The organism is Micromonospora sp. CNZ280, from assembly GCF_011759515.1.
Genome location: NZ_JAAOYP010000001.1, coordinates 1,287,777 through 1,308,892, shown reverse-complemented (window position 1 = coordinate 1,308,892; position 21,116 = coordinate 1,287,777). Strand labels below are relative to the sequence as shown.

General features: G+C 71.4%; 20 protein-coding genes, 3 tRNA genes and 1 pseudogene. 20 read left to right on the top strand and 4 right to left on the bottom strand.

All coding sequences use genetic code 11. The features are described 5' to 3' along the window. Nucleotides 1–89: 89 nt before the first annotated feature. On the top strand, nucleotides 90–1,655 hold the full coding sequence (gene pdxR / locus FHX32_RS06195; RefSeq protein WP_167179837.1) for a MocR-like pyridoxine biosynthesis transcription factor PdxR: 1,566 nt from the start codon (nucleotides 90–92) through the stop codon (nucleotides 1,653–1,655). Nucleotides 1,656–1,717: 62 nt separating this feature from the next. Here the strand turns inward: pdxR and FHX32_RS34905 are convergent. Beyond that, nucleotides 1,718–2,065, bottom strand: a pseudogene (locus FHX32_RS34905) (ASCH domain-containing protein); the annotation flags it as partial. A 207-nt stretch (nucleotides 2,066–2,272) separates the two neighbouring features. Between FHX32_RS34905 and FHX32_RS06185 the strand changes: the two are divergent. Beyond that, nucleotides 2,273–2,527, top strand: coding sequence for a VOC family protein (locus FHX32_RS06185; RefSeq protein WP_486480929.1), 255 nt, complete (start codon nucleotides 2,273–2,275; stop codon nucleotides 2,525–2,527). Between the two features lie 56 nt (nucleotides 2,528–2,583). Here the strand turns inward: FHX32_RS06185 and FHX32_RS06180 are convergent, their stop codons facing one another. After that, nucleotides 2,584–3,741, bottom strand: coding sequence for a CU044_5270 family protein (locus FHX32_RS06180; RefSeq protein ID WP_167179835.1), 1,158 nt, complete (start codon nucleotides 3,739–3,741; stop codon nucleotides 2,584–2,586). Next, nucleotides 3,738–4,298, bottom strand: coding sequence for an RNA polymerase sigma factor (locus FHX32_RS06175; protein WP_486480928.1), 561 nt, complete (start codon nucleotides 4,296–4,298; stop codon nucleotides 3,738–3,740). The genes FHX32_RS06180 and FHX32_RS06175 overlap by 4 nt, the downstream gene beginning before the upstream one ends. A 215-nt stretch (nucleotides 4,299–4,513) precedes the next feature. On the opposite strand from FHX32_RS06175, the gene FHX32_RS06170 reads away from it, so the two are divergent. Then, nucleotides 4,514–5,794, top strand: a complete 1,281-nt coding sequence (locus FHX32_RS06170) for an MFS transporter (protein WP_486480927.1) — start codon at nucleotides 4,514–4,516, stop codon at nucleotides 5,792–5,794. Nucleotides 5,795–5,802: 8 nt separating this feature from the next. Here the strand turns inward: FHX32_RS06170 and FHX32_RS06165 are convergent, their stop codons facing one another. Next, the gene (locus FHX32_RS06165; protein WP_167179833.1) at nucleotides 5,803–6,147 is read right to left on the bottom strand and encodes a DoxX family protein; all 345 of its coding nucleotides are present in this window, start codon (nucleotides 6,145–6,147) and stop codon (nucleotides 5,803–5,805) included. A gap of 509 nt (nucleotides 6,148–6,656) precedes the next feature. Between FHX32_RS06165 and FHX32_RS34900 the strand changes: the two genes are divergently transcribed. From FHX32_RS34900 to rpoB, 17 genes are all read left to right on the top strand, one after another. After that, on the top strand, nucleotides 6,657–6,785 hold the full coding sequence (locus FHX32_RS34900) for a hypothetical protein (protein WP_486480926.1): 129 nt from the start codon (nucleotides 6,657–6,659) through the stop codon (nucleotides 6,783–6,785). A gap of 87 nt (nucleotides 6,786–6,872) precedes the next feature. Next, complete coding sequence (locus FHX32_RS06160) at nucleotides 6,873–9,401, top strand: bifunctional diguanylate cyclase/phosphodiesterase (protein WP_167179832.1); 2,529 nt, start codon at nucleotides 6,873–6,875, stop codon at nucleotides 9,399–9,401. Between the two features lie 107 nt (nucleotides 9,402–9,508). Beyond that, a tRNA-Thr gene (locus FHX32_RS06155) sits at nucleotides 9,509–9,581 on the top strand. A gap of 24 nt (nucleotides 9,582–9,605) precedes the next feature. Continuing rightward, nucleotides 9,606–9,678, top strand: a tRNA-Met gene (locus tag FHX32_RS06150). Between the two features lie 132 nt (nucleotides 9,679–9,810). Beyond that, on the top strand, nucleotides 9,811–9,978 hold the full coding sequence (rpmG, locus tag FHX32_RS06145; protein ID WP_007073056.1) for a 50S ribosomal protein L33: 168 nt from the start codon (nucleotides 9,811–9,813) through the stop codon (nucleotides 9,976–9,978). Between the two features lie 127 nt (nucleotides 9,979–10,105). Beyond that, nucleotides 10,106–10,552: a MaoC family dehydratase N-terminal domain-containing protein gene (locus FHX32_RS06140; protein WP_167179831.1), complete on the top strand. Its 447-nt coding sequence runs from the start codon at nucleotides 10,106–10,108 to the stop codon at nucleotides 10,550–10,552. Between the two features lies 1 nt (nucleotide 10,553). Beyond that, nucleotides 10,554–10,946 carry a MaoC family dehydratase gene (locus FHX32_RS06135; protein WP_167179830.1) on the top strand — a complete coding sequence of 131 codons (393 nt, stop codon included), beginning with the start codon at nucleotides 10,554–10,556 and terminating at the stop codon, nucleotides 10,944–10,946. Between the two features lie 128 nt (nucleotides 10,947–11,074). Next, a tRNA-Trp gene (locus FHX32_RS06130) sits at nucleotides 11,075–11,147 on the top strand. 208 nt (nucleotides 11,148–11,355) lie between these two features. Further along, entirely contained in the window at nucleotides 11,356–11,748 is a 393-nt protein-coding gene (gene secE / locus FHX32_RS06125; protein WP_167179829.1) for a preprotein translocase subunit SecE, read from the top strand. Nucleotides 11,749–11,786: 38 nt separating this feature from the next. Continuing rightward, entirely contained in the window at nucleotides 11,787–12,509 is a 723-nt protein-coding gene (gene nusG, locus FHX32_RS06120) for a transcription termination/antitermination protein NusG (protein ID WP_088997360.1), read from the top strand. A gap of 185 nt (nucleotides 12,510–12,694) precedes the next feature. Continuing rightward, a complete protein-coding gene (gene rplK / locus FHX32_RS06115) occupies nucleotides 12,695–13,126 on the top strand; it encodes a 50S ribosomal protein L11 (RefSeq protein WP_109898166.1) in 432 nt (143 codons plus the stop codon). Nucleotides 13,127–13,206: 80 nt separating this feature from the next. Then, entirely contained in the window at nucleotides 13,207–13,923 is a 717-nt protein-coding gene (gene rplA / locus FHX32_RS06110; protein ID WP_167179828.1) for a 50S ribosomal protein L1, read from the top strand. 76 nt (nucleotides 13,924–13,999) lie between these two features. Beyond that, nucleotides 14,000–14,953, top strand: coding sequence for an ATP-binding cassette domain-containing protein (locus tag FHX32_RS06105; RefSeq protein ID WP_167179827.1), 954 nt, complete (start codon nucleotides 14,000–14,002; stop codon nucleotides 14,951–14,953). Then, nucleotides 14,950–15,639, top strand: a complete 690-nt coding sequence (locus FHX32_RS06100; protein ID WP_167179826.1) for a hypothetical protein — start codon at nucleotides 14,950–14,952, stop codon at nucleotides 15,637–15,639. The genes FHX32_RS06105 and FHX32_RS06100 overlap by 4 nt, the downstream gene beginning before the upstream one ends. A gap of 411 nt (nucleotides 15,640–16,050) precedes the next feature. Further along, nucleotides 16,051–16,596 (top strand): 50S ribosomal protein L10, encoded by a 546-nt coding sequence (gene rplJ, locus FHX32_RS06095; protein ID WP_109898162.1) that lies wholly within the window; start codon nucleotides 16,051–16,053, stop codon nucleotides 16,594–16,596. Nucleotides 16,597–16,653: 57 nt separating this feature from the next. Beyond that, nucleotides 16,654–17,043 (top strand): 50S ribosomal protein L7/L12, encoded by a 390-nt coding sequence (gene rplL, locus FHX32_RS06090; protein ID WP_167179825.1) that lies wholly within the window; start codon nucleotides 16,654–16,656, stop codon nucleotides 17,041–17,043. A 574-nt stretch (nucleotides 17,044–17,617) separates the two neighbouring features. Then, a complete protein-coding gene (gene rpoB, locus FHX32_RS06085) occupies nucleotides 17,618–21,049 on the top strand; it encodes a DNA-directed RNA polymerase subunit beta (protein ID WP_167179824.1) in 3,432 nt (1,143 codons plus the stop codon). Nucleotides 21,050–21,116: the final 67 nt, after the last annotated feature.

Below are 21,116 nucleotides of genomic sequence, written 5' to 3'. Positions count from 1 at the left end.
AGCCTCTGCCCAGATCGGTCCGATGCGAAGGTCCATTCAACCAGCAGTGGAGTGGACCATTCGGTCGATCAGCGCGTTAGGCTCGCCGCATGACCGTCGACTTCTCCGGGGTGGTGCCAGAGCTCGCGCTCGGAGTGGACCGGTCCGCCGACGTGCCGCTGGGGCATCAGGTCCAGGGCGCACTCCGGAGCGCCATCCGGTCGGGGAGGCTGCGCTCCGGCGAGCGACTGCCCTCGACCCGTCAGTTGGCGGAGCAGCTGGGTGTGTCCCGGGGCCTGGTGGTCTCGGCGTACGAGCAGCTGCTGGCCGAGGGGTATGTCGTCTCCACCGTCGGGTCGGGCACCCGGGTCGCCGACGCGGTCACCGAGTCGGGCGACTCCACCCCGTCCGACGCTGCCGAGGTGGACCCCGCGCGCCTGGTCCCGGCGCCGAATATCGACTTCGGCTACGGCGTACCCGACCTGCGTGGGTTCTCCACGCGCGACTGGTTGTGGGCGCTGGGCGATGCCGTCAAGACGATGCGAACCGTCGACCTCGGCGACGGCGCCGTCGAGGGAGACGCGCAGCTTCGCGCCGTGCTGGCCGGCTACCACCGGCGGGTGCGGGCCGGCTGCGTCGACCCCGCGCACACGATCGTCGTGGCGGGATTCCGACAAGGGCTGACGTTTGTCCTCAGTGCCCTCGTCACGCACGGCATCGAGCGGATCGGGCTGGAGGACCCGGGTCCGCGGGACCACGACCACATCGCCCGACGTGCCGGCCTGCGGGTCTCGGCCGTCCCCGTCGACGCGGAGGGGGTCCGGGTGGACCACCTGCGCGCCAGCGGCGCTCGCGCCGTGCTGCTGACGCCCGCCCACCAGTGCCCGACCGGGGCGGTGCTGAGCCCGACCCGCCGCCACGAGCTGGTGCAGTGGGCGCACGAGGTCGACGGGGTGATCCTCGAGGACGACTACGACGCCGAGTTCCGCTACGACCGGCAACCGGTCGGCTCGCTCCAGGGCCTCGCGCCCGACCGCGTCGTGGCACTGGGGTCGGTCAGCAAGACCCTGGCGCCCGCCCTCCGTATCGGCTGGGTCTTCACGCCGCCGCGATTCCGCGACGGCATCCTGACCGAGAAGTACCTCTCCTGCCGTGGCGTCCCCCAGCTCGACCAGGCGGCGCTGGCGCGGCTCATCGAGACCGGTCGCTTCGACCGGCACCTCCGCAAGGTCCGGGACAGCTATCGCCAGCGCCGCGACGCCCTCGTGTCGGCCGTGGCCGAAAGCATGGCGGGAGCGACCATCACCGGCCTCGACGCGGGTCACCACGTCCTGCTCCGGCTGCCGGCCGGGGTGGACGAGGAGCGAGTCGTTGCTCACGCACGCGCCGCAGGAATCGCCGTGCGAGGACTGAGCGACTACCGGGTCACACCCGACGACGACGCTTCCCGTGACCCCCTTCCCGCCGCGCTGGTCATCGGGTTCGGCAACGTGACCACTCGCCAGATCCGGGAGGGGATCGGCGTCCTGGGCCGGTTGGTCGCGGCGCGAAAGCTGAGCGGGCGTCACAGCGCCACGTCTCGGCACCCGTCGATCAGCCCCGAGTCCGGCGTCGCCCCGACCCACCACTCCTCGGGTCGCACCGGTGGAGCGCTCAGCGGACGCTCGCCGAGATGAACGCCTTCCACAAGTCGTTGGCGTCCCACGATTGGCAGCGTCCTGACATCGACATGGCGGTGCACCAGCCGGAAGCGCTGGGCCAGCACCGGCGTGTCGTCGTCGACGGTGAAGTCCGGGTCGCCGAGTTCCGCGCGCACTTCCGGGCTGTGCCAGAACGTCTCGTGCGCCGCCCGCCACTGTGCCACCGACTCATCTCCCTCACCCTCGTCGAGGGCGTGTTGCAGGTCGACATCGGCGAGCCGGACCACCCGCACCTCGGTCAGCTCGATCACCGCGACCGGCCGGTCATCGGAGTCCACCACCGCTGATCGTTGGCCGACCTCGGGCAGCGGCTCGTTCGCGCGCTCGTACCCGAGCACCAGGGCAGTGGTCGAGGTCTTCGCGCCGGACAGGATCGCGGCCACCAGTTTGTCCCGTAGCGGCCCGGGAAAGGCGAACTCCGCCCGCGGAAGATCATCGAGGTCCGTGCCGGGAAGGGTACGGCAGGCTGCTGGAGGAGGCGGAGCAGATGCGCGGCCAGGTCGCGGCCGTTTCAAGCGATTCCCGAAGAAGCTGTCGCGAGGGATGTCGATAACGACCCCGGCGGCTCCGTCTCAACGGCGGATGCGGCCAGCGTGGCCGTACCAGAGCTGGCGATGTTCCACACGCCGAAGGCGGTCAGCGCCGAGCCGAAACAGGCACCGGCGAACACGCTGGGCATTCGTCGCGTCATGTTCGCCGTGGACGACATCGACGAGGTCGTTGCCCGGCTGCGTACCCACGGCGCCGAACTCGTCGGCGAGGTGGCGCAGTACGAGGACCTCTACCGGCTCTGCTACGTCCGCGGCCCGGAGGGCATCGTCGTCGGACTGGCCCAGCAACTGCGCTGAGCGGCCCGCGACGGCCGGCGGCGGGCTGTGCCGCCGCCGGCCGGATCGTCCGGAGGTCAGTCCGCCGCCGGCGGATCGTCGTCGGTGTGCTCCGACACCAGGACCAGGTCGTACGTGAACAGCGAACCCGGTGCCAGCCACGACCAGGCGTCGCGCGGCTGCACCACGCGCAGCTCCTTGCCCAGGGCCCGCCCGGTGTCGGGGTCGATGATCAGACGGACCTCGAGGCCGTTACCGGGAGCGGCCGGCGTGTACGCGATCGCCTGCCCGGGCCGACCGCGCATGTCCTGCACAGCTCCCAACCCGCGCACCCCTGGCAACGTGGCGAGCATGCGGTACGCGGCGGCTCGCACCTCGTTGCTGACCGGCAGGTCGATCACCACATGGGTGGCCACGGTGAACAGCCACTCGTCGCGGTCGGTGGGCATGTCACCACCGCCCCCGTCGAAGCGGCTGAGCAGTACGCCGCGGAGGGCGGCCGGATCGGTCGGCAGCGCGTCGAGTTCCGCCTGCGACACGTTCCGGTCGCCGAGGGCGAAGAGGTGCGCCGGGTCCACCCGGTCGCCGAAGACCCTGCCCGGGGCGACCCGCAGGTCGTACGGCTTCGGGGTGGTGATCCTGACGACGGTCGGCGAGCCGTTGCGGCGCCAGGCGGCCTCGTCGCCCGGCGTGGCGGGCACCGCGCCGAGCGACTGCCCGAACACCCAGCTGGTGTCAGCGCTGTCGCGGGCCAGCCAGTACTGGCCACTGGTCCGGTCGACCATGGTGTACGTGCCGTCGGCGGCCTTGACCGGAACCGCCCGGCCGCTCTCCGTCTGCATGGTCAGGTAGCGCCCGCCGGCCTGCGGGGCGTCGTCGCTGCGTTCGGCCGCCACGAGCAGCAACCGGCTGGAGTCCATCGGCGCCTGGGTCGCGGGTGCCGCGGCGCCGGGTACGGCGTCGGGTGCGGTGCGCGGCGCGGTGCCAGGTCCGGCCACGGCCACGACGACGGCCGTCACCGTCGCCGCGGCCGCCCCCACCGTCCCCAGGAACGCCACCCGCCGATACCGGGGCCTGCGGAGCTGGTCGAGCGCGGCGTGCTGTTCGGCGGCCGAGGAGTCGGCCACGAGGCCGGCGACGGCCTGGGAGATGTGCTCGTGCCGGTGCGGCGGCGGGTCCAGTCGTGCCGGCCGGGCCTTGGCGAGCAGGTCCATCACGTCTGGTGAGCGGCTCATCGGATCGACTCCTTCGAGACGAGCGGGGCGGCGGGTCGGGAGAGTTCCGGTTCGGTGGCGGCGGCCATGGCGTTCTTCAGGTGACGCCGGGCGCGATGCAGGCGCACGTAGTACGTCGCGGTGGAACAGCCGAGGACCCGGGCCGCCTGCCCCGGCGCCAGTCCGTGCCAGGCGACCAGCGTCAGCAGTTCGCGGTCGTCGTCGGACAACCGGGCCAACGCGGTGAGCACCGCGGCCCGTTCGGCGACACCGTCCGCCACGTCGGCGACGGACGCCTCCGCGTCGGTGATCCACGCGCACATCTCGGCGGTGACTGCCCGCTGCCGTTCCTCGGCGCGGTACCGCTCGTACACGATCTTGCGGGCGACGGCGAGCAGCCATGGCAGCGGCGTCGCCCTGGGCAGCGCCGGCAACCGCCGCCAGGCCACCAGGAAGGTCTCGGCGACGACCTCATCGGCCAGTTGGCGACCGGCGCGCGTGACGGCATACGCGTACACCTGTCGGTGATGTGCCTGGTACAGAGCGGTGAAATGATCACCCGGTTCGGGTTCTGGCACTGGGTCCGGCCCTCCCTGTCAGGTTCCTGCGTCACCAGGAAATGTCTCGCGCACGCCGTTTCTTACCGCGGTCACCAATCTCTGCCCGGTAACCCGAGCCGGGGGCGGACATCCGACCAGGTCCCCGCGGACGCCAGGAGACACGGCACCGGTTCGGTTCGCGACCTTCCTCGCCCCGGCCGCCTGGCGATCGGGCCCGGCGCTTTCGTGGGACGATGCGGCGGCGACGGAAGGGGTGGGAGTTGGCGCCGGAGGTTTCGCCGCGCAGGGCCTGGGCCGCGCTCGTCGTGCTGTCTTCCGCCGCGTTCGCGTTCATCACGACCGAGCTGCTGCCGATCGGTCTGCTCACCCACATGGCACCCGATCTCGACCGGTCCCGTTCACAGGTGGGCCTGCTGGTCAGCGGGTACGCCGTGGTGGTCGTGCTGGCGTCCGTACCGCTGGCCCGGCTGACCCGCCGGATTCCCCGCCGCGGGCTGCTCGGCGGCACGCTCGCGTTGTTCGCGGCCGCGAACCTCGTGGCCGCGCTCGCCTCGACGTACGCCGTGCTGGCCGGCGCCCGGGTCGTCACCGCGCTCGCCCAGGCCCTGTTCTGGTCCATCGTCTCGCCCGCGGTGACCGGGCTCTTCTCGGTCGTCGTGCGCGGCCGGGTGGTGGCCCTGTTCGCGACCGGCGCGGCGCTCGCCCCGGTGCTCGGGGTCCCCGCCGGCACCTGGCTGGGGCAGCAGGCCGGCTGGCGCGCGGCGTTCGCGGTGCTGGCCGCCGTCGGCGCGGCCATCGCCGCCGCGGTCGTCGCGCTGATCCCGTCGTACGCCCCGGCGGCCGGCGGCGCCGCCCGGGGCACCGCGCCGCACGGGCGTCGCTTCGCGATGCTGCTGGTCGCGACCGCCGTCGGCATCGGTGGCTTCCTGACGTTGCAGACCTACGTCACCCCGCTGCTGCTCGACGTCAGCGGCTTCACCGACGCCGCGCTGGCGCCCCTGCTGTTCGTCTCCGGCGTGACCGGGGTGATCGGCACCATCCTGGTGGGCCGCACCCTCGACGCCCACCCGATCGCGTCGCTGATGGTGCCGCTGAGCGTCGGCACCGCCGCCCTGCTCGGCCTGTACGCCCTCGGCACGCTCCAACCCGCAACGGTGGTCCTGCTCGCCGGCGTCGGCTTCGCCTACGCGGCGTTCGGCAGCGCCGTGCAGAGCCGGATGCTGCAACTCGCCCCCGGCAGCACCGACATCGCCTCGGCCGGCGTCAGCACCGCGTTCAACGTCGGGATCGCCGGCGGTTCGATGCTCGGCGGCGCCCTGCTGCCCGGCCCCGGCCCCCGGCTGCTCGCCCTCGTCGGCGGGCTGCTGACGCTGGCCGCGCTCGCGGTGCTCGCCGTCGACGCGCGACGGCACGCCGTTCGCCGCGGACCCGCCGCTGCGGCGGCGGCGTCCCCCGCCCTCAGTTGGACCGAGGGCGACGGGACGACCGCCGCCGCATCCCGGGCGGATCGCTGAGTGCGGACTCAGCCGGCGAGCAGCGCCAGCGAGCCGACCACCGGCGCCGCGTAGAGCAGCGGGAACGGGATGTGCGCGTACGACCGGGCCCGGAGCACGGTGACCACGGCACCGGCGAAGTACAGCGCCAGGCCGACCCCGGCCAGCACGCCGACGACCGGCAGGACCAGGCCGACCAGCAGGCCCACGGCGCCCGCAGCCTTGGCGGCGCCGAGCCAGGGCCACCACGACCGGGGCACGCCGTAGTCGGCGAGCGGCTCCACCACCCACTTGGCGTGCAGGAACATGGAGGCGGCGGAGAAGCCGACCATCGCGGCGGCCAGGACGGTGACGACGATGTAACTGGTGGACATGGCGGTGCTCCCATCGTGCGGCTGCCGGTGCTTCCCGGCTGGCTGACGTGCTCACCGGGTTGACCCGCCGCGGCGGGCGGATGTGACCGGACGCGGGATCGCCGATCACGGGAGACGGCGGTTGGCGTCTCGGCGACGCCGCGTACCGGGGTGCTGGCGCCACGGAGCCAAGGATGTATGGTGGTCGATGGGCGTGGCCCATGCCGTACCGCTGTCGCGGCGGAGAGTCCGACGGTATGACGGAATCTGCTCCGATCCGTCGGGTACGAGTCGGTCAAGCGGTTCCGACGGTTTGTGTCGAAGGTCTTATTCCGCGAGGTACGAAGTGGTCGGTGAACCGCGACCCCCCCCGTGATCTGGGCCGGCCCGAGGGACGCCGTGGCCCGAACGGCGCAAGCTGACCAACGCTCGGGTGGGGCTGGCCGACACCGCTTTCCGGCGCGCCGGCTCATGTGGCACGATCGTGGAACCTCCACCATCCCTGTGACACTTCCCCGACAGGAGCGAACATGTCTGGTCGAAGGTTGGGCCGGCTACTTGGCTCGCTTTTCGTTCTCGCCGCCTTCGCCGCAGCCATCGCCGGCGTCGACGCCGGGGGCGTGGGAGAGCTGCAGAAGCTGGACATCGTCTGGCAGTGACCGATCGGTGGCCGCCACCCTCCATATCGGAGTGAGGCCACCGCACGTCTGTGACACCGCGTCACGACGTGAACCTCGAGGAGCCGGATGATCGGGCGCACTCGACCTCGACCCAGGTCGTCCGAGGACGCCTGGATCATCACGGCTCCCCTGGCGATGCTGGCGGTCGTCTGCAGCACCGTGACCGCCCTCGTCGCCGATCAGCCTCTGGGCGACTGGGGCGCGGCCGCGCTCATGCTCGTCCTCATGATCGCTGCCGGGCTGCCGCTGCTCAGCCTGATCGTCCGGCGGCAGACCCTCGGCGTCACGGTCACCGAGCTGCCGCTCGTCCTGGCGCTCTACTACCTGCCGCCGCTGACCGTGGTGGTCATCTACACCCTGGCCTCGCTGGTGACGCACATCCGGCACCGGATGTCCGCGCCGAAGGTCTGGTTCAACGTCGCCCGGGCCGCGGCCGGCACCTCGCTGGCCACCCTGGTGTTGCAGGCGTTCCCGCCGCCCGACGGGGTCGGGCCGATGACCTGGCTGAGCATGTTCGCCGCGGTCAGCATGCTGTTGCTGGTCAGCGTCTCCTCCGTCGTCGGGGTGCACACCCTGCTGCACGGCTGGCAGACCGGGCGCGGCGTCCTGCGTACGGCGACACCCGGCGTGCTCACCGCGGCGATCAACGTCTCGGTCGCGCTCATCGTGCTGATCCTGGTGCGGACGACCTGGTGGTCGCTGCTGCTGCTGGCGGCGCTGGGTGCCGGGCTCGCCCTGGTCTACCGGTCGTATGCGCAGTTCTTCCGGCAGCACCGCACCCTCATCGATCTCTACGAGCTCACCAGAGCGGTGATGGAGAGCGGTCCGAGTGGCGCGCTCGCCGACGCGCTGCTGGGCCGGGTGCGGGCGCTGATGCAGGTCGAGTACGCGACGCTCTGGCTGCCGGCTCAGGGGCCGTACCCGGAGACGCTGCTGACCGCCCGGGTCGACGACCCGGGTCTGCTGGACCTGGCCCGGACCCCGTCGAGCGTGCGGGAGAAGGTACGGGAGAGTGGCCGCACGATCGCGGTGGGCCGGATGGTCAACACCGACCCCGATCTGCGGGCCGAACTGGCCGAAAGCCGGATCAAGGACATCGTGGTCGTCCCGCTCCGCTCCGGCCAGGTGGTGATCGGCACGTTGGAGGTCGCGAACCGACTGGGCGACGGCAACTACTTCACCCCGGGCGACATTCCCATCTTCGAGACCGTGGCGGCGCACGCCGCGGTCGCGCTGGAGAATTCGCGCCTGGTCGACCGGCTGCGGCACGACGCCCACCACGACGCGCTGACCAAGCTGCCCAACCGGCGCCGGATCGTCGGCGCGCTGGACGAGTCGGTCAAGATCCGGGCGCCCGGCGAGGTGGTGGCGTTGCTACTCTTCGACGTCGACGGGCTGCGCCAGGTCAACGAATCGCTCGGCCACGCCGCCGGCGACAAGGTGCTCACCGAGGTCGCCGCCCGGCTGCGCGCCTGCGCGCCGTCGGCGGCCCTGGTCGGCCGGGCCGGTGGCGACGAGTTCCTGGTGACCCTGCGGCTGGAGAGCGCGGACGCGGCCCTCGAACTCGCCACCCAGCTGCGCGAGCAGATCCGCGACGAGATGGTCTTCGACGCGCTCACCCTGGACGTGGACACGGCGGTCGGTGTCGCCGTACACCCGGATCACGGCAGCGACGCGGCCTCCCTGCTGCAACGGGTCGACCTGGCCGCGACGGCGGCGAAGTCCGTGCCGGGCAGCGTCCAGCTGTTCAATCCGGCACTGGAGTCCCGGTCGTTGCGCCGGCTCGGCCTCGCCGGCGACCTGCGGCGGGCGCTCGACGCCGGCGAGCTGGAGGTCTACTTCCAGCCCAAGGTCACCCTGCGGGACCGCCGGCTGGTCGGGGTGGAGTGCCTGGCCCGCTGGGAGCACCCGGCGCACGGCACGGTCGCCCCGGAGGACTTCGTGGCGGTGGCCGAGCACACCGGCCAGCTCGACCGGTTCACCGAGTTCGTGCTCCGGGAGGGGCTGCGGCGCAGCCGGGACTGGGCGCCCGGCGGCCAGCCGCTCGCCGTCGCGGTCAACCTCTCCGCCCGTACGCTCACCGACCAGCACTTCCCGGCCCGGGTCGCCGAACTGCTCGACGAGTACGGTGTACCGCCGCAGCGGCTCACCCTGGAGATCAAGGAGTCCGGGGTGCTGGACGGCACCGACCGCCCCATCCCCACCCTGCGCCGGCTGCGCGACCTCGGCGTACGGCTCTCGGTGGACGACTTCGGCACCGGCGACTCGTCCCTGGCCCACCTGCGCCGGCTGCCGGTGCACGAGGTGAAGGTCGACCGCTCGTTCGTGCAGGGCATGGCCACCGACCCGGGTGACCTGGCGATCGTGAACGCGGTGGTCACCCTCTCCCAGCAGTTCGGGCTGACGGTGGTGGCCGAGGGCGTGGAGAGCGAGCTGACCCTGGAGCTGCTGCAGGACATCGGCTGCGAGATCGGGCAGGGCTTCCTGTTCAGCCGTCCGCTGCCGTACGAGCGGCTGGAGGCCTGGTTCGGCGCCCAGGTCGACCCGGAAACGATCACCGCGGGTGAGCTGCCGCGCCTGCGTGTGGTGCCCTGAGCTGGGCGAACACCCCGGTGCGGGGTGGGCGGGGGATCCGATTTCACCTCCGGCGCGGGGCCGTGTAGTCTTACCCCTGCGCGTCGCCCCCCAGGGAGATCGCGCAGGCCCCCTTAGCTCAGTCGGCAGAGCGTCTCCATGGTAAGGAGAAGGTCTACGGTTCGATTCCGTAAGGGGGCTCGAGGGTTCAGCTGGACCCACCGCGGCGGTGTAGCTCAGATGGCAGAGCAAGCGGCTCATAATCGCTGTGTCGCCGGTTCAAGTCCGGCCACCGCTACTCTCGTCCTCCGGGCGTGTTCCCGGTGGTCGGTAGGACGGGCGCCACTGGCGCCCACTTTGCATGTCCGCGTAGTCAGCGCGTAGGCTGATGCGCCGTAGTTGTTACCCGTAGCGAGGAAGGCACTCCGCCGTGGCGAAGGCGACCGATGTCCGGCCGAAGATCACTTTGGCGTGTGTGGAGTGCAAGGAGCGCAACTACATCACGCGCAAGAACCGTCGTAACGACCCGGACCGCATCGAGCTGAAGAAGTTCTGCCCGCGCGACGGCCGGCACACGGTCCACCGCGAGACCCGCTGACCTGCGGCCGGCTCAGCCGGCCCGGTCCACAGCACACCCGAGCGCCGATCTGCACGGCACGGCGCGGCCTTCCAGCCGCCGCCGACCGCACAGATCGGCGCTCGCGTTCTGCGTGTAGGTTCGCGGCATGTCCCTGGACCCGTCCTTCGTCGGCCGGAGCTACCCGCCGACCGCCCCGTACCAGGTGGGCCGAGAGAAGATCCGCGAGTTCGCGACGGCGATCGGCGCCACCGACCCGGCCCACCACGATCCGGAGGCCGCCCGCGCGCTCGGCCACCCGGACGTGGTCGCCCCGCCGACCTTTCCCGTGGTGGTCACCATGGCCGCCAGCCGGCAGATCATCGAGGACCCGGCGCTGGGCGTCGACTACAGCCGCGTCGTGCACGGCGACCAGCGGTTCGCGTACACCCGCCCGGTGGTCGCCGGTGACGAGCTGGTCTGCGTCAACACCGTGGAGGACATCACCTCCCGTGGCGGGCACGGCTTCCTGACCACCCGCACCGAGGTCAGCACCGCCGCCGGCGAGCCGGTGGTCACCGTCTGGTCCAAGATCGTCGTACGGGGGGAGGGCTGAGATGGAACTGCCCGCCAAGACCTTCCGGGTGACCCGGGCGGACCTGGTCCGCTACGCCGGCGCCTCCGGCGACTTCAACCCGATCCACTGGAGCGACCGGACCGCCACCAAGGTGGGCCTGCCCGGGGTGATCGCCCACGGCATGTTCACCATGGCGCTGGTCGGCCGGGCGGTCACCGAGTGGGCCGGCGCGCCCGACGCGGTGGTCGATTACGGTGTCCGCTTCACCCGGCCGGTGGTCGTCCCGGACGACGACCAGGGCACCGAGATCGAGGTGACAGCGGTGGTCCGGGAGGTCACCGAGGACGGCCTGACCAGGCTCGACGTGACCGCCACCTGCCTCGGCGAGAAGGTGCTGTCACAGGCCCGGGCGACCATCCGGACGGCCGGCTGAGCGGGCTCGCGACGCGCGATGGGCAGACCGGTTGGGAAAGTCGTGCCGCTACCCGTACACTGGTCCGCCGTGGGGCAATCGACCCCTGCCCGGCCGTGCGCGGTGGGGTGGGGCGAGCGTTGCCGCACAGGGGTGTAGCTCAATTGGCAGAGCAGCGGTCTCCAAAACCGCAGGCTGCAGGTTCAAGTCCTGTCACCCCTGCGCCTCAGGCCTGACCGTTCCCGTGGGTCGCGCCGCCGTCCGGCGGCGTTCGGCCCGTGGTGGTGGCATCGGCGGGGTGGCTCCGAGGCATCGGGCCCCCGGTCGATCCGCCGGCCGCGGCCCGTCGCGGGACGGTTGGTCCGGCCGGCGTGACCAAGCGCCGCGCACGCCGACGGCGTGCGACCCGACATCCCGCACGGAGGGCGAAGTGGCCGACAACAAGCGGCGCGGCGAGGACGCCGGCGACGACCGTCTGCACGACGAGGTCGTCGACGACGTGGCCGACGACGACGCCACCGACGCGGAGGAGCCGGTCTCCCGGGGCGGTGGCACCGCCACCCGGTCCCGGGCCAAGGCGGAGTCGGCCGACCGGCCGAAGACCCGGTCCGAGACCGACAAGGTGGGCCTCTTCGGCCGCATCGCCCGATTCATCCGCGAGGTCGTCGCCGAACTGCGTAAGGTCATCTGGCCGACGCGCAAGGAGCTGCTGACCTACACCGCCGTGGTGGTTGCCTTCGTCGCGGTGATGCTGACGATCGTGGCCGGCCTGGACTACGCCTTCGCCAAGGGCGTGCTGTGGGTCTTCGGCAACCCCAGCTGACCGGCTGACTGTGCCGATAGTGACGGAAGTGAGCGAGCGTGCCTGAGTACGACGAGACCGCCGGACCCGAGGACGAGCAGTCCACGGTCGCGACGGCGGCTGGTGACGAGTCGGTCGAGGCCGCCAGCGAGCCGGAGTTCCCCACCAGCGAGCCCGCGCCCGACGAGGACTACGACCCGGTCGCCGAGCTGCGCCAGAAGCTGCGCTACGCGCCGGGCGACTGGTACGTGGTGCACTCGTACGCCGGCTACGAGAACAAGGTCAAGACCAACCTCGAGACCCGGATCACGTCCCTCGACATGGAGGACTACATCTACCAGGTCGAGGTGCCGACCCGGGAAGAGGTCGAGGTCAAGAACGGCAAGCGGTCCCAGGTGCAGGCCAAGGTCTTCCCGGGCTACATCCTGGTCCGGATGGAGCTGACCGCCGAGTCGTACTCCTGCGTGCGCAACACGCCGGGGGTCACCGGCTTCGTCGGCGCGACCGACCGGGCCGACCGCCCGGCGCCGCTCTCCCTCGACGAGGTGCTCAAGTGGCTGGCGCCGGCCGTCGAGACCGAGCAGAAGAAGGCCAAGCCCGAGGTCAAGGTCCTCGACTTCGAGGTCGGCGACTCGGTCACCGTCACCGACGGCGCCTTCGCCTCGCTGCCGGCCACGATCAGCGAGATCAACGCCGACCAGCAGAAGCTGAAGGTGCTGGTGTCGATCTTCGGCCGCGAGACGCCGGTCGAGCTGAACTTCAACCAGGTCGCCAAGATCTGACGTACGTCCGCACCGGCGGTGGGCCACGCGGCCGGCCGCCGGTGCGCCGTTTCGCCGCCCGCCGGACCTCGGCCGGAGGGGCGGCGGACGGCTGCGCTACCCTAGAACGTCGGCTGTCCGCGCCGCGCTGACCGTGCGCGCCCGCTGGCCGGCGACAATCCCAGTTCCAAGCCCCAGGAAGAGACATGCCTCCGAAGAAGAAGCTCGTCAAGACGTTCACGCTTCAGCTGCCGGCGGGCCAGGCCACCCCGGCGCCGCCGGTCGGCCCCGCGCTCGGCCAGCACGGCGTGAACATCATGGAGTTCTGCAAGTCCTACAACGCGCAGACCGAGTCCCAGCGGGGCGACATCGTCCCCGCCGAGATCAGCGTGTACGAGGACCGGTCCTTCACCTTCGTGCTGAAGACCCCGCCCGCCGCCCGGCTGCTGATCAAGGCCGCCGGCGTGCAGAAGGGCTCCGGCGTCCCGCACAAGGAGAAGGTCGGCTCGGTCACCCGCGCCCAGCTGCGCGAGATCGCCGAGAAGAAGATGGCCGACCTGAACGCCAACGACATCGACCAGGCTGAGAAGATCATCGCCGGCACCGCCCGGTCGATGGGCCTCAACGTCACCGACTGACCCCGGTCACCGCCAGATCCAGTTCGTGGGAGGGCGCGCGGACCCCGCGGCCCGCCATAGACCACAGGAGTTACCAGAACATGCAGCGCAGCAAGAGCTACCGCAAGGCCGCCGAGGTCATCGACCGGTCCAAGCTCTACACCCCCGCCGAGGCCGTGAAGCTGGCCAAGGAGACCACCAACGTCAAGTTCGACGCCACGGTCGAGGTCGCCATGCGCCTCGGCGTCGACCCCCGCAAGGCGGACCAGATGGTCCGCGGCACGGTCAACCTGCCGCACGGCACCGGTAAGACCGCCCGCGTGATCGTCTTCGCCGCCGGCGCGAAGGCCGAGGAGGCCACCGCGGCGGGTGCCGACGAGGTGGGCACCGACGAGCTGGTCGCCCGGATCCAGGGCGGTTGGCTCGACTTCGACGCGGCGATCGCCACGCCGGACCAGATGGCCAAGATCGGCCGGATCGCGCGGATCCTGGGCCCGCGCGGTCTCATGCCGAACCCGAAGACCGGCACGGTGACCATGGACGTCACCAAGGCGGTGCAGGACATCAAGGGCGGCAAGATCACCTTCCGGGTGGACAAGCACTCGAACCTGCACCTGATCATCGGCAAGGCGTCCTTCTCGGAGGCGCAGCTGGTCGACAACTACGCGGCGGTCCTCGACGAGGTGCTGCGGGCCAAGCCGTCCGCGGCGAAGGGCACGTACCTCAAGAAGGTCACCCTCACCACCACCATGGGTCCGGGCGTCCCGGTCGACCCGAAGCTGGTGAAGAACCTCCACGAGGCCCCGGCCGAGGGCTGAGCACCGCTCCCGGAACGGGGCGTCGCCACACCGTGGCGGCGCCCCGTCCGCGTTCTGCTGTGGCAGGCTTCACCGCATGCGGCTGGAGAACGTCTGGTTGCGGTACCGCCGGCGGGGGCCGTGGGTGCTGCGCGGCACGGACGCCCGGATCGGCCCGGGCGAGGTGGTGGTCGTGCTCGGCCGCAACGGCGCCGGGAAGTCCACCCTGCTGCAGGTCGCGGCGGGCGTGCTGCGGCCGGTCCGGGGCCGGGTCACCGACCGCCCCGGACGGGTCGGCTGGGTCCCCGAGCGGTTCCCCGCCGACCAGCCGTTCACCGTGGAGCGCTACCTGACCGCCATGGCGCGGGTCGCCGGCCTGGACGCCGCGGCCGTCGGCCGGGCGGTGGCCGACTGGACCTCGCGGCTCGGCCTGTCCGCGTTCCGCGGGGTACGCCTGCCGGAGCTGTCCAAGGGCACCGCCCAGAAGGTCGGTCTGGCCCAGGCGATGCTCCGCCCGCCCGGCCTGCTGGTGCTCGACGAGCCCTGGGAGGGGCTGGACGCCGGCGCCCGCGAACTGGTCCCTGCGGTGATCGACGAGGTGCTGGCGACGGGCGGTTCGGTGCTGGTCAGCGACCACCGCGGCGAGACGGTCCGGCTGCCCGGCGCGCGGCACTGGACGGTGGCCGACGGCGCGGTCACCGAAGAGGGGCCGTCGGCCGGCGCGGCGACGGCCGTGGTCGAGGTCGCGGTGCCCGCCGCGCGGGTCGCCGGCACCGTCGCCCGGTTGCGCGCCGAGGGCCACCACGTCCTGCGGGTACGCCCCGGCGACCCGCCCGCCGAGTCCGCCTCGCCCGGCCCCGTCGCGTCCGGCACCGACCCCGCGTCGCCCGATCCGGGCAGCCCGCCCGGTTACGGGCCTGCGTCGCCCGATCCGGGCAGCTTGCCCGACGTCGGGCCTGCGTCCGGCCCGGCCCCGAATCGGGCGCCGGAACCCGCCCCCACGGCAGGGGCGGCTGCCGAGGCCGGGCCGGCCGCCGGGACGCCCCGATGATCGCGCTGGTCCGGCTGCGGCTGGCCGGCTTCCTGCGTACCGGTCGGGCGCTCGCCCCGGTGCTCGCCGGCCTGGTGGCGCTCGGCGTCCTGTACGGCGGTGGCCGCGCCCAGCCGGGGGAGGCGTACGGCGTCTCGGCGGCGGTGCTCTTCCCGGTGCTCGCCTGGCAGACCAAGGTGCTGCTGAACGTCGAGCCGGACGGCCAGCGCCGGCTGGCCCGGGTGGTGGCCGGCGTCCGGGGCGAGGAGGTGTCCGGGCTGTTGGCGGCGGGCGTGGCGGCGCTCGGCACGGTGGCCGTCGCGTTGGTCTTCCCCTGGCTGGTCGGCGGCGTCACCGGCCCGGTCGAGGCGGGCGACCAGCCGGTGGTGATCGGCGTCACCCTCGGCGCGTGGGCGCACCTGCTGGTCGTACCGGCCGCGGTGGCGCTCGGCGCGCTGGCCAGCCGGGCCAGTACGGGCAGTGCGGGGTACGGCGTCGCGGTGCTCGCGGTCGGCGGGGTCGGCGCGGTAGTCCTCGGCCTGAGCGGCTCGGTCGCACCCTGGCTGGCGCCGCCGGTGATGGCGACCGCCCGGGCCGTCGCCGGCGACCTGACGCTGCCGACCGGCGCGCTGCTCACCGCGTGGGCGGCCGCCTGGAGCGCGCTCGCCCTCGCCGGCTACTCCTGGCGTCGCCGGTCCCGCCCCTGACCGCTGGCCGCCGGGACGGGCCGGCTGGCCCAGCCGGCGGCCGGCGTCGGTGGCGCCGGACGGCCGGATCCGAGTGCGGGGCAGGCTGGCCGGGGGAGTGAGCCGAGCCACCCGGGGGGCGATTTGGCGGCCGGCGGAGGCGTCGCGTAACCTTGGCCACGAAGTTCCACCCAGAGACCGCTGGTCACCGTGCTTCGGCACGGTCGAAGGTCCCGCGATGACGGGCGACCCGCGCAGGGCGGCAAGCGAAAATCGGCAGTGCAGCATGGTCCGCCGACCGTGCCCGCGGCTGCCGGCCCTCGCCCCGTGCGCCCTGCGCCGGGGCTTTCCTCGTTGTCGTGTCGCCTCCGCCACCGTCGACAGCTCCGCTGCCCGACGGTGACCAGCCTCGAGCAACGAGAGAGGAGGGACATGGCGGACAAGCCGATCCGGGCCGACAAGGCCACGGCCGTCGCTGAGCTGACCGAGAGCTTCCGCACCGCGGGCGCCACGGTGCTGACCGAGTACCGCGGTCTGACGGTTTCCCAGCTCACCCAGCTGCGGCGCTCGCTCGGCAAGGAGACCACCTACACCGTCGCGAAGAACACGCTGGCCAAGCGTGCCGCGACGGACGCGGGCATCTCCGGCCTCGACGAGCTGTTCACCGGTCCTACCGCGCTGACTTTCGTTTCGGGCGACGTCGTCGAGGCGGCGAAGGGGCTTCGCGACTTCGCGAAGGCCAACCCGAAGCTCGTCATCAAGGGCGGTGTCTTCGAGGGCAAGGCCATTTCCGCGGCCGAGGTCACGAAGCTCGCCGACCTGGAGTCCCGTGAGGTGCTGCTGGCCAAGCTGGCCGGCGCCATGAAGGGCAACCTGAGCAAGGCCGCGGCCCTGTTCCAGGCTCCGCTCTCCAAGGCCGCCCGTGCGGCGGCCGCCCTGGCGGACAAGCGCGAGAAGGAGGGTGCCGAGGCGGCCTGAGGCCCTCTCGCGCATCCGGTCAATTCTTTGTAATTCCAGTTGGAAAGGACGCCAGACATGGCGAAGCTCAGCACCGAAGAGCTGCTCGACGCGTTCAAGGAGATGACGCTGATCGAGCTCTCCGAGTTCGTGAAGCAGTTCGAGGAGACCTTCGAGGTCACCGCCGCCGCCCCGGTCGCCGTGGCCGCGGGTGCCCCGGCCGCCGGCGGTGCTGCCGCCCCGGCCGAGGAGGAGAAGGACGAGTTCGACGTCATCCTCGAGGCTGACGGTGGCAAGAAGATCCAGGTCATCAAGGTCGTGCGCGAGCTGACCGGCCTGGGCCTCAAGGAGGCCAAGGACCTGGTCGAGGGCGCGCCCAAGGCCGTCCTGGAGAAGGCCAACAAGGAGACCGCCGAGAAGGCCAAGGCCAAGCTCGAGGGCGAGGGCGCCAAGGTCACCCTCAAGTGATCTGAGGTACGACCAGGCGCGCGTCCGGCTCACGTGAGCCGGGGCACACCGCGTCGCGGCGGGCGGTGATCCGGGGACGGATCGCCGCCCGCTGTGTTGGTGGGACCGGCCGGCAGCGGCGTGAGCAGGGCGTCCGTCGTCCGGTGCGGAGCGTGCGGCGTCCCGGTGTCGGTAGTCCGTCGGTGGGAAAGACACGCGACCCGGGTACCGGCCCTTGACGCGGCACCGGCCTGCCAGGCACGCTGACACCAGCAAGACCTTCCGCGCTTGCAACGGCCACCACTTGGGTAATGGCAGCGGCAGCACCACCGGCCGCGGCACCCGAGCGGCCCAGCGGGAACGTTGCGTTCCGAGCGGCCCGGTCGACCCGGTTCCCAGGGGTCCCGAGGCACGTTCCGCGACGACCTGCGGGGTGGGCTGGACAGCGGTTAGCCTCTCGGCTACACTGCTAGTTTGCGCTGCCTTCCGACTTGACCCCTGCTCGGAAATGTCCGTTTCCGGATATTTCTGGTGGGGTCATTGGAGTGCACGCGTACCAGCCGTTCTGCAGCACCGGTCCTCGGAAGGACGCATCTTGGCAGCTTCCCGCCCTGCGAAGACCAGTCGTACGTCGAGCGCTTTCGCTCCCCGCCGAGTTTCATTCGGCAGGATCACCGAACACCTCGAGGTCCCCAACCTCCTCGCCATCCAGAACGAGTCCTTCGACTGGCTGGTCGGCAACGAGGCTTGGCAGGGCCGGTCGGCGGACGACCCGCACGCACGCTCGGGTCTCGCGGAGATCCTCGACGAGATCAGTCCCATTGAGGACTTCTCCGGCACCATGTCGCTCTCCTTCTCGGCTCCGCGCTTCGACGAGGTCAAGGCCTCGATCGAGGAGTGCAAGGAGAAGGACCTCACCTACTGCGCGCCGCTCTTCGTGACCGCGGAGTTCACCAACAACACCACCGGCGAGATCAAGAGCCAGACGGTGTTCATGGGTGACTTCCCGATGATGACGCCGAAGGGCACCTTCATCATCAACGGCACCGAGCGCGTCGTCGTCAGCCAGCTCGTCCGGTCCCCGGGCGTCTACTTCGACAAGCAGCCGGACAAGACCTCCGACCGCGACCTCTCCAGCGTCAAGGTCATCCCGAGCCGGGGTGCCTGGCTGGAGTTCGACATCGACAAGCGCGACACGGTCGGCGTGCGCATCGACCGCAAGCGCCGGCAGGCCGTCACGGTCCTGCTCAAGGCCATCGGATGGTCGGCCGAGCAGATCCGTGAGCGGTTCGGCTGGTCCGAGCTGATGATGACCACGCTCGAGAAGGACCACATCGCCGGCCAGGACGAGGCGCTCCTCGACATCTACCGCAAGCTGCGCCCCGGCGAGCCGCCGACGCGCGAGAACGCCCAGACCCTGCTCGACAACCTCTTCTTCAACCCGAAGCGGTACGACGTCGCCAAGGTCGGTCGGTACAAGTTCAACAAGAAGCTCCAGCTGGACGTGCCGATCACCACCGGCACGCTGACCGAGGACGACATCGTCGCCACCGTGGAGTACCTCTGCCGGCTGCACGCCGGTGAGGAGGGCTACGAGGCCGACGACATCGACCACTTCGGCAACCGGCGCCTGCGTACCGTGGGCGAGCTCATCCAGAACCAGGTCCGGGTGGGCCTTTCCCGGATGGAGCGGGTCGTCCGTGAGCGGATGACCACCCAGGACGTCGAGGCGATCACGCCGCAGACCCTGATCAACATCCGCCCGGTGGTGGCGGCGATCAAGGAGTTCTTCGGCACCTCGCAGCTGTCCCAGTTCATGGACCAGACCAACCCGCTGGCGGGTCTGACCCACCGGCGCCGGCTGAGCGCGCTCGGCCCGGGTGGTCTGTCCCGGGAGCGGGCCGGCTTCGAGGTCCGTGACGTGCACCCGTCCCACTACGGCCGGATGTGCCCGATCGAGACGCCGGAAGGCCCGAACATCGGCCTGATCGGTGCGCTGTCCACGTTCGCCCGGGTCAACCCGTTCGGCTTCATCGAGACGCCGTACCGGAAGGTCGTTGACGGTCGGGTCACCGACCAGATCGACTACCTGACCGCGGACGAGGAGGACCGCTTCGTCAAGGCGCAGGCCAACGCGCCGCTGAAGGCGGACGGCTCGTTCGCCGAGGACCGCGTCCTGGTCCGCCGTAAGGGCGGCGAGACCGAGGACGTCCCGCCGGCGGCCGTGGACTACATGGACGTGTCGCCGCGGCAGATGACCTCGGTCGCGACGGCGATGATCCCGTTCCTCGAGCACGACGACGCCAACCGGGCGCTGATGGGCGCGAACATGCAGCGCCAGGCCGTGCCGCTGGTCAAGGCCGAGGCGCCGCTGGTCGGCACCGGCATGGAGTACCGGGCCGCGGTCGACGCCGGCGACGTGGTGGTCGCCGAGGTCGGCGGTGTGGTAGAGGACCTCTGTGCCGACTACATCACCGTGCACCAGGACGACGGCCACCGTCGTACCTACCTGCTGCACAAGTTCCGCCGCTCCAACGCCGGCTCCTGCGTCAACCAGAAGCCGGTGGTCTTCGAGGGCGACCGCGTCGAGGCCGGCCAGGTCATCGCCGACGGTCCGTGCACCGACGAGGGCGAGATGGCGCTCGGGCGCAACCTGCTCGTGGCGTTCATGACCTGGGAGGGGCACAACTACGAGGACGCGATCATCCTGTCGCAGCGCCTCGTGCAGCAGGACGTGCTCACCTCGATCCACATCGAGGAGCACGAGGTCGACGCCCGGGACACCAAGCTCGGCCCGGAGGAGATCACCCGCGACATCCCGAACGTCAGCGAGGAAATGCTCGCCGACCTCGACGAGCGCGGCATCATCCGGATCGGCGCCGAGGTCGTCCCCGGCGACATCCTGGTCGGCAAGGTCACGCCCAAGGGTGAGACCGAGCTGACCCCGGAGGAGCGGCTGCTCCGCGCGATCTTCGGTGAGAAGGCGCGCGAGGTCCGGGACACCTCGCTGAAGGTGCCGCACGGTGAGACCGGCACGGTCATCGGCGTGCGTACCTTCTCCCGCGAGGACGGCGACGAGCTGCCGCCGGGTGTCAACGAGCTGGTCCGGGTCTACGTCGCCCAGAAGCGGAAGATCCAGGACGGTGACAAGCTCGCCGGCCGGCACGGCAACAAGGGCGTCATCTCCAAGATCCTGCCGATCGAGGACATGCCGTTCCTGGAGGACGGCACCCCGGTCGACATCGTGCTCAACCCGCTCGGTGTGCCGAGCCGGATGAACATCGGCCAGGTGCTGGAGACGCACCTCGGCTGGGTGGCCAAGACCGGCTGGAGCGTCGACGGTGACGACGCCGAGTGGAAGCGCCAGCTCCGCTCGATCGAGGCGCACGAGTCCGAGCCGGACACCAACGTGGCCACGCCGGTCTTCGACGGTGCCCGCGAGGCGGAGATCTCCGGTCTGCTCGCGTCGACCCTGCCCAACCGGGACGGCAAGCAGCTGATCGGCTCCAGCGGCAAGGCGCAGCTGTTCGACGGTCGCTCCGGTGAGCCGCTGCCGGACCCGATCGCGGTCGGCTACATCTACATCCTGAAGCTCAACCACCTGGTCGACGACAAGATCCACGCCCGGTCGACCGGCCCGTACTCGATGATCACGCAGCAGCCGCTGGGTGGTAAGGCGCAGTTCGGTGGCCAGCGCTTCGGTGAGATGGAGTGCTGGGCGATGCAGGCGTACGGCGCCGCGTACGCGCTGCAGGAGCTGCTGACCATCAAGTCCGACGACGTCCTCGGCCGGGTCAAGGTCTACGAGGCCATCGTCAAGGGCGAGAACATCCCCGAGCCGGGCATCCCGGAGTCGTTCAAGGTGCTGCTCAAGGAGCTGCAGTCGCTGTGCCTCAACGTCGAGGTGCTCTCCAGCGACGGTGTGGCCCTGGAGATGCGCGAGACCGACGACGAGGTGTTCCGGGCCGCGGAGGAGCTGGGCATCGACCTGTCCCGGCGCGAGCCGAGCTCGGTCGAAGAGGTCTGAGGTGAGCGGTCGGGAGCCGGCTCGCCGGCTCCCGACCCCACCCACTAGCTAAGCAGTACAGACGACG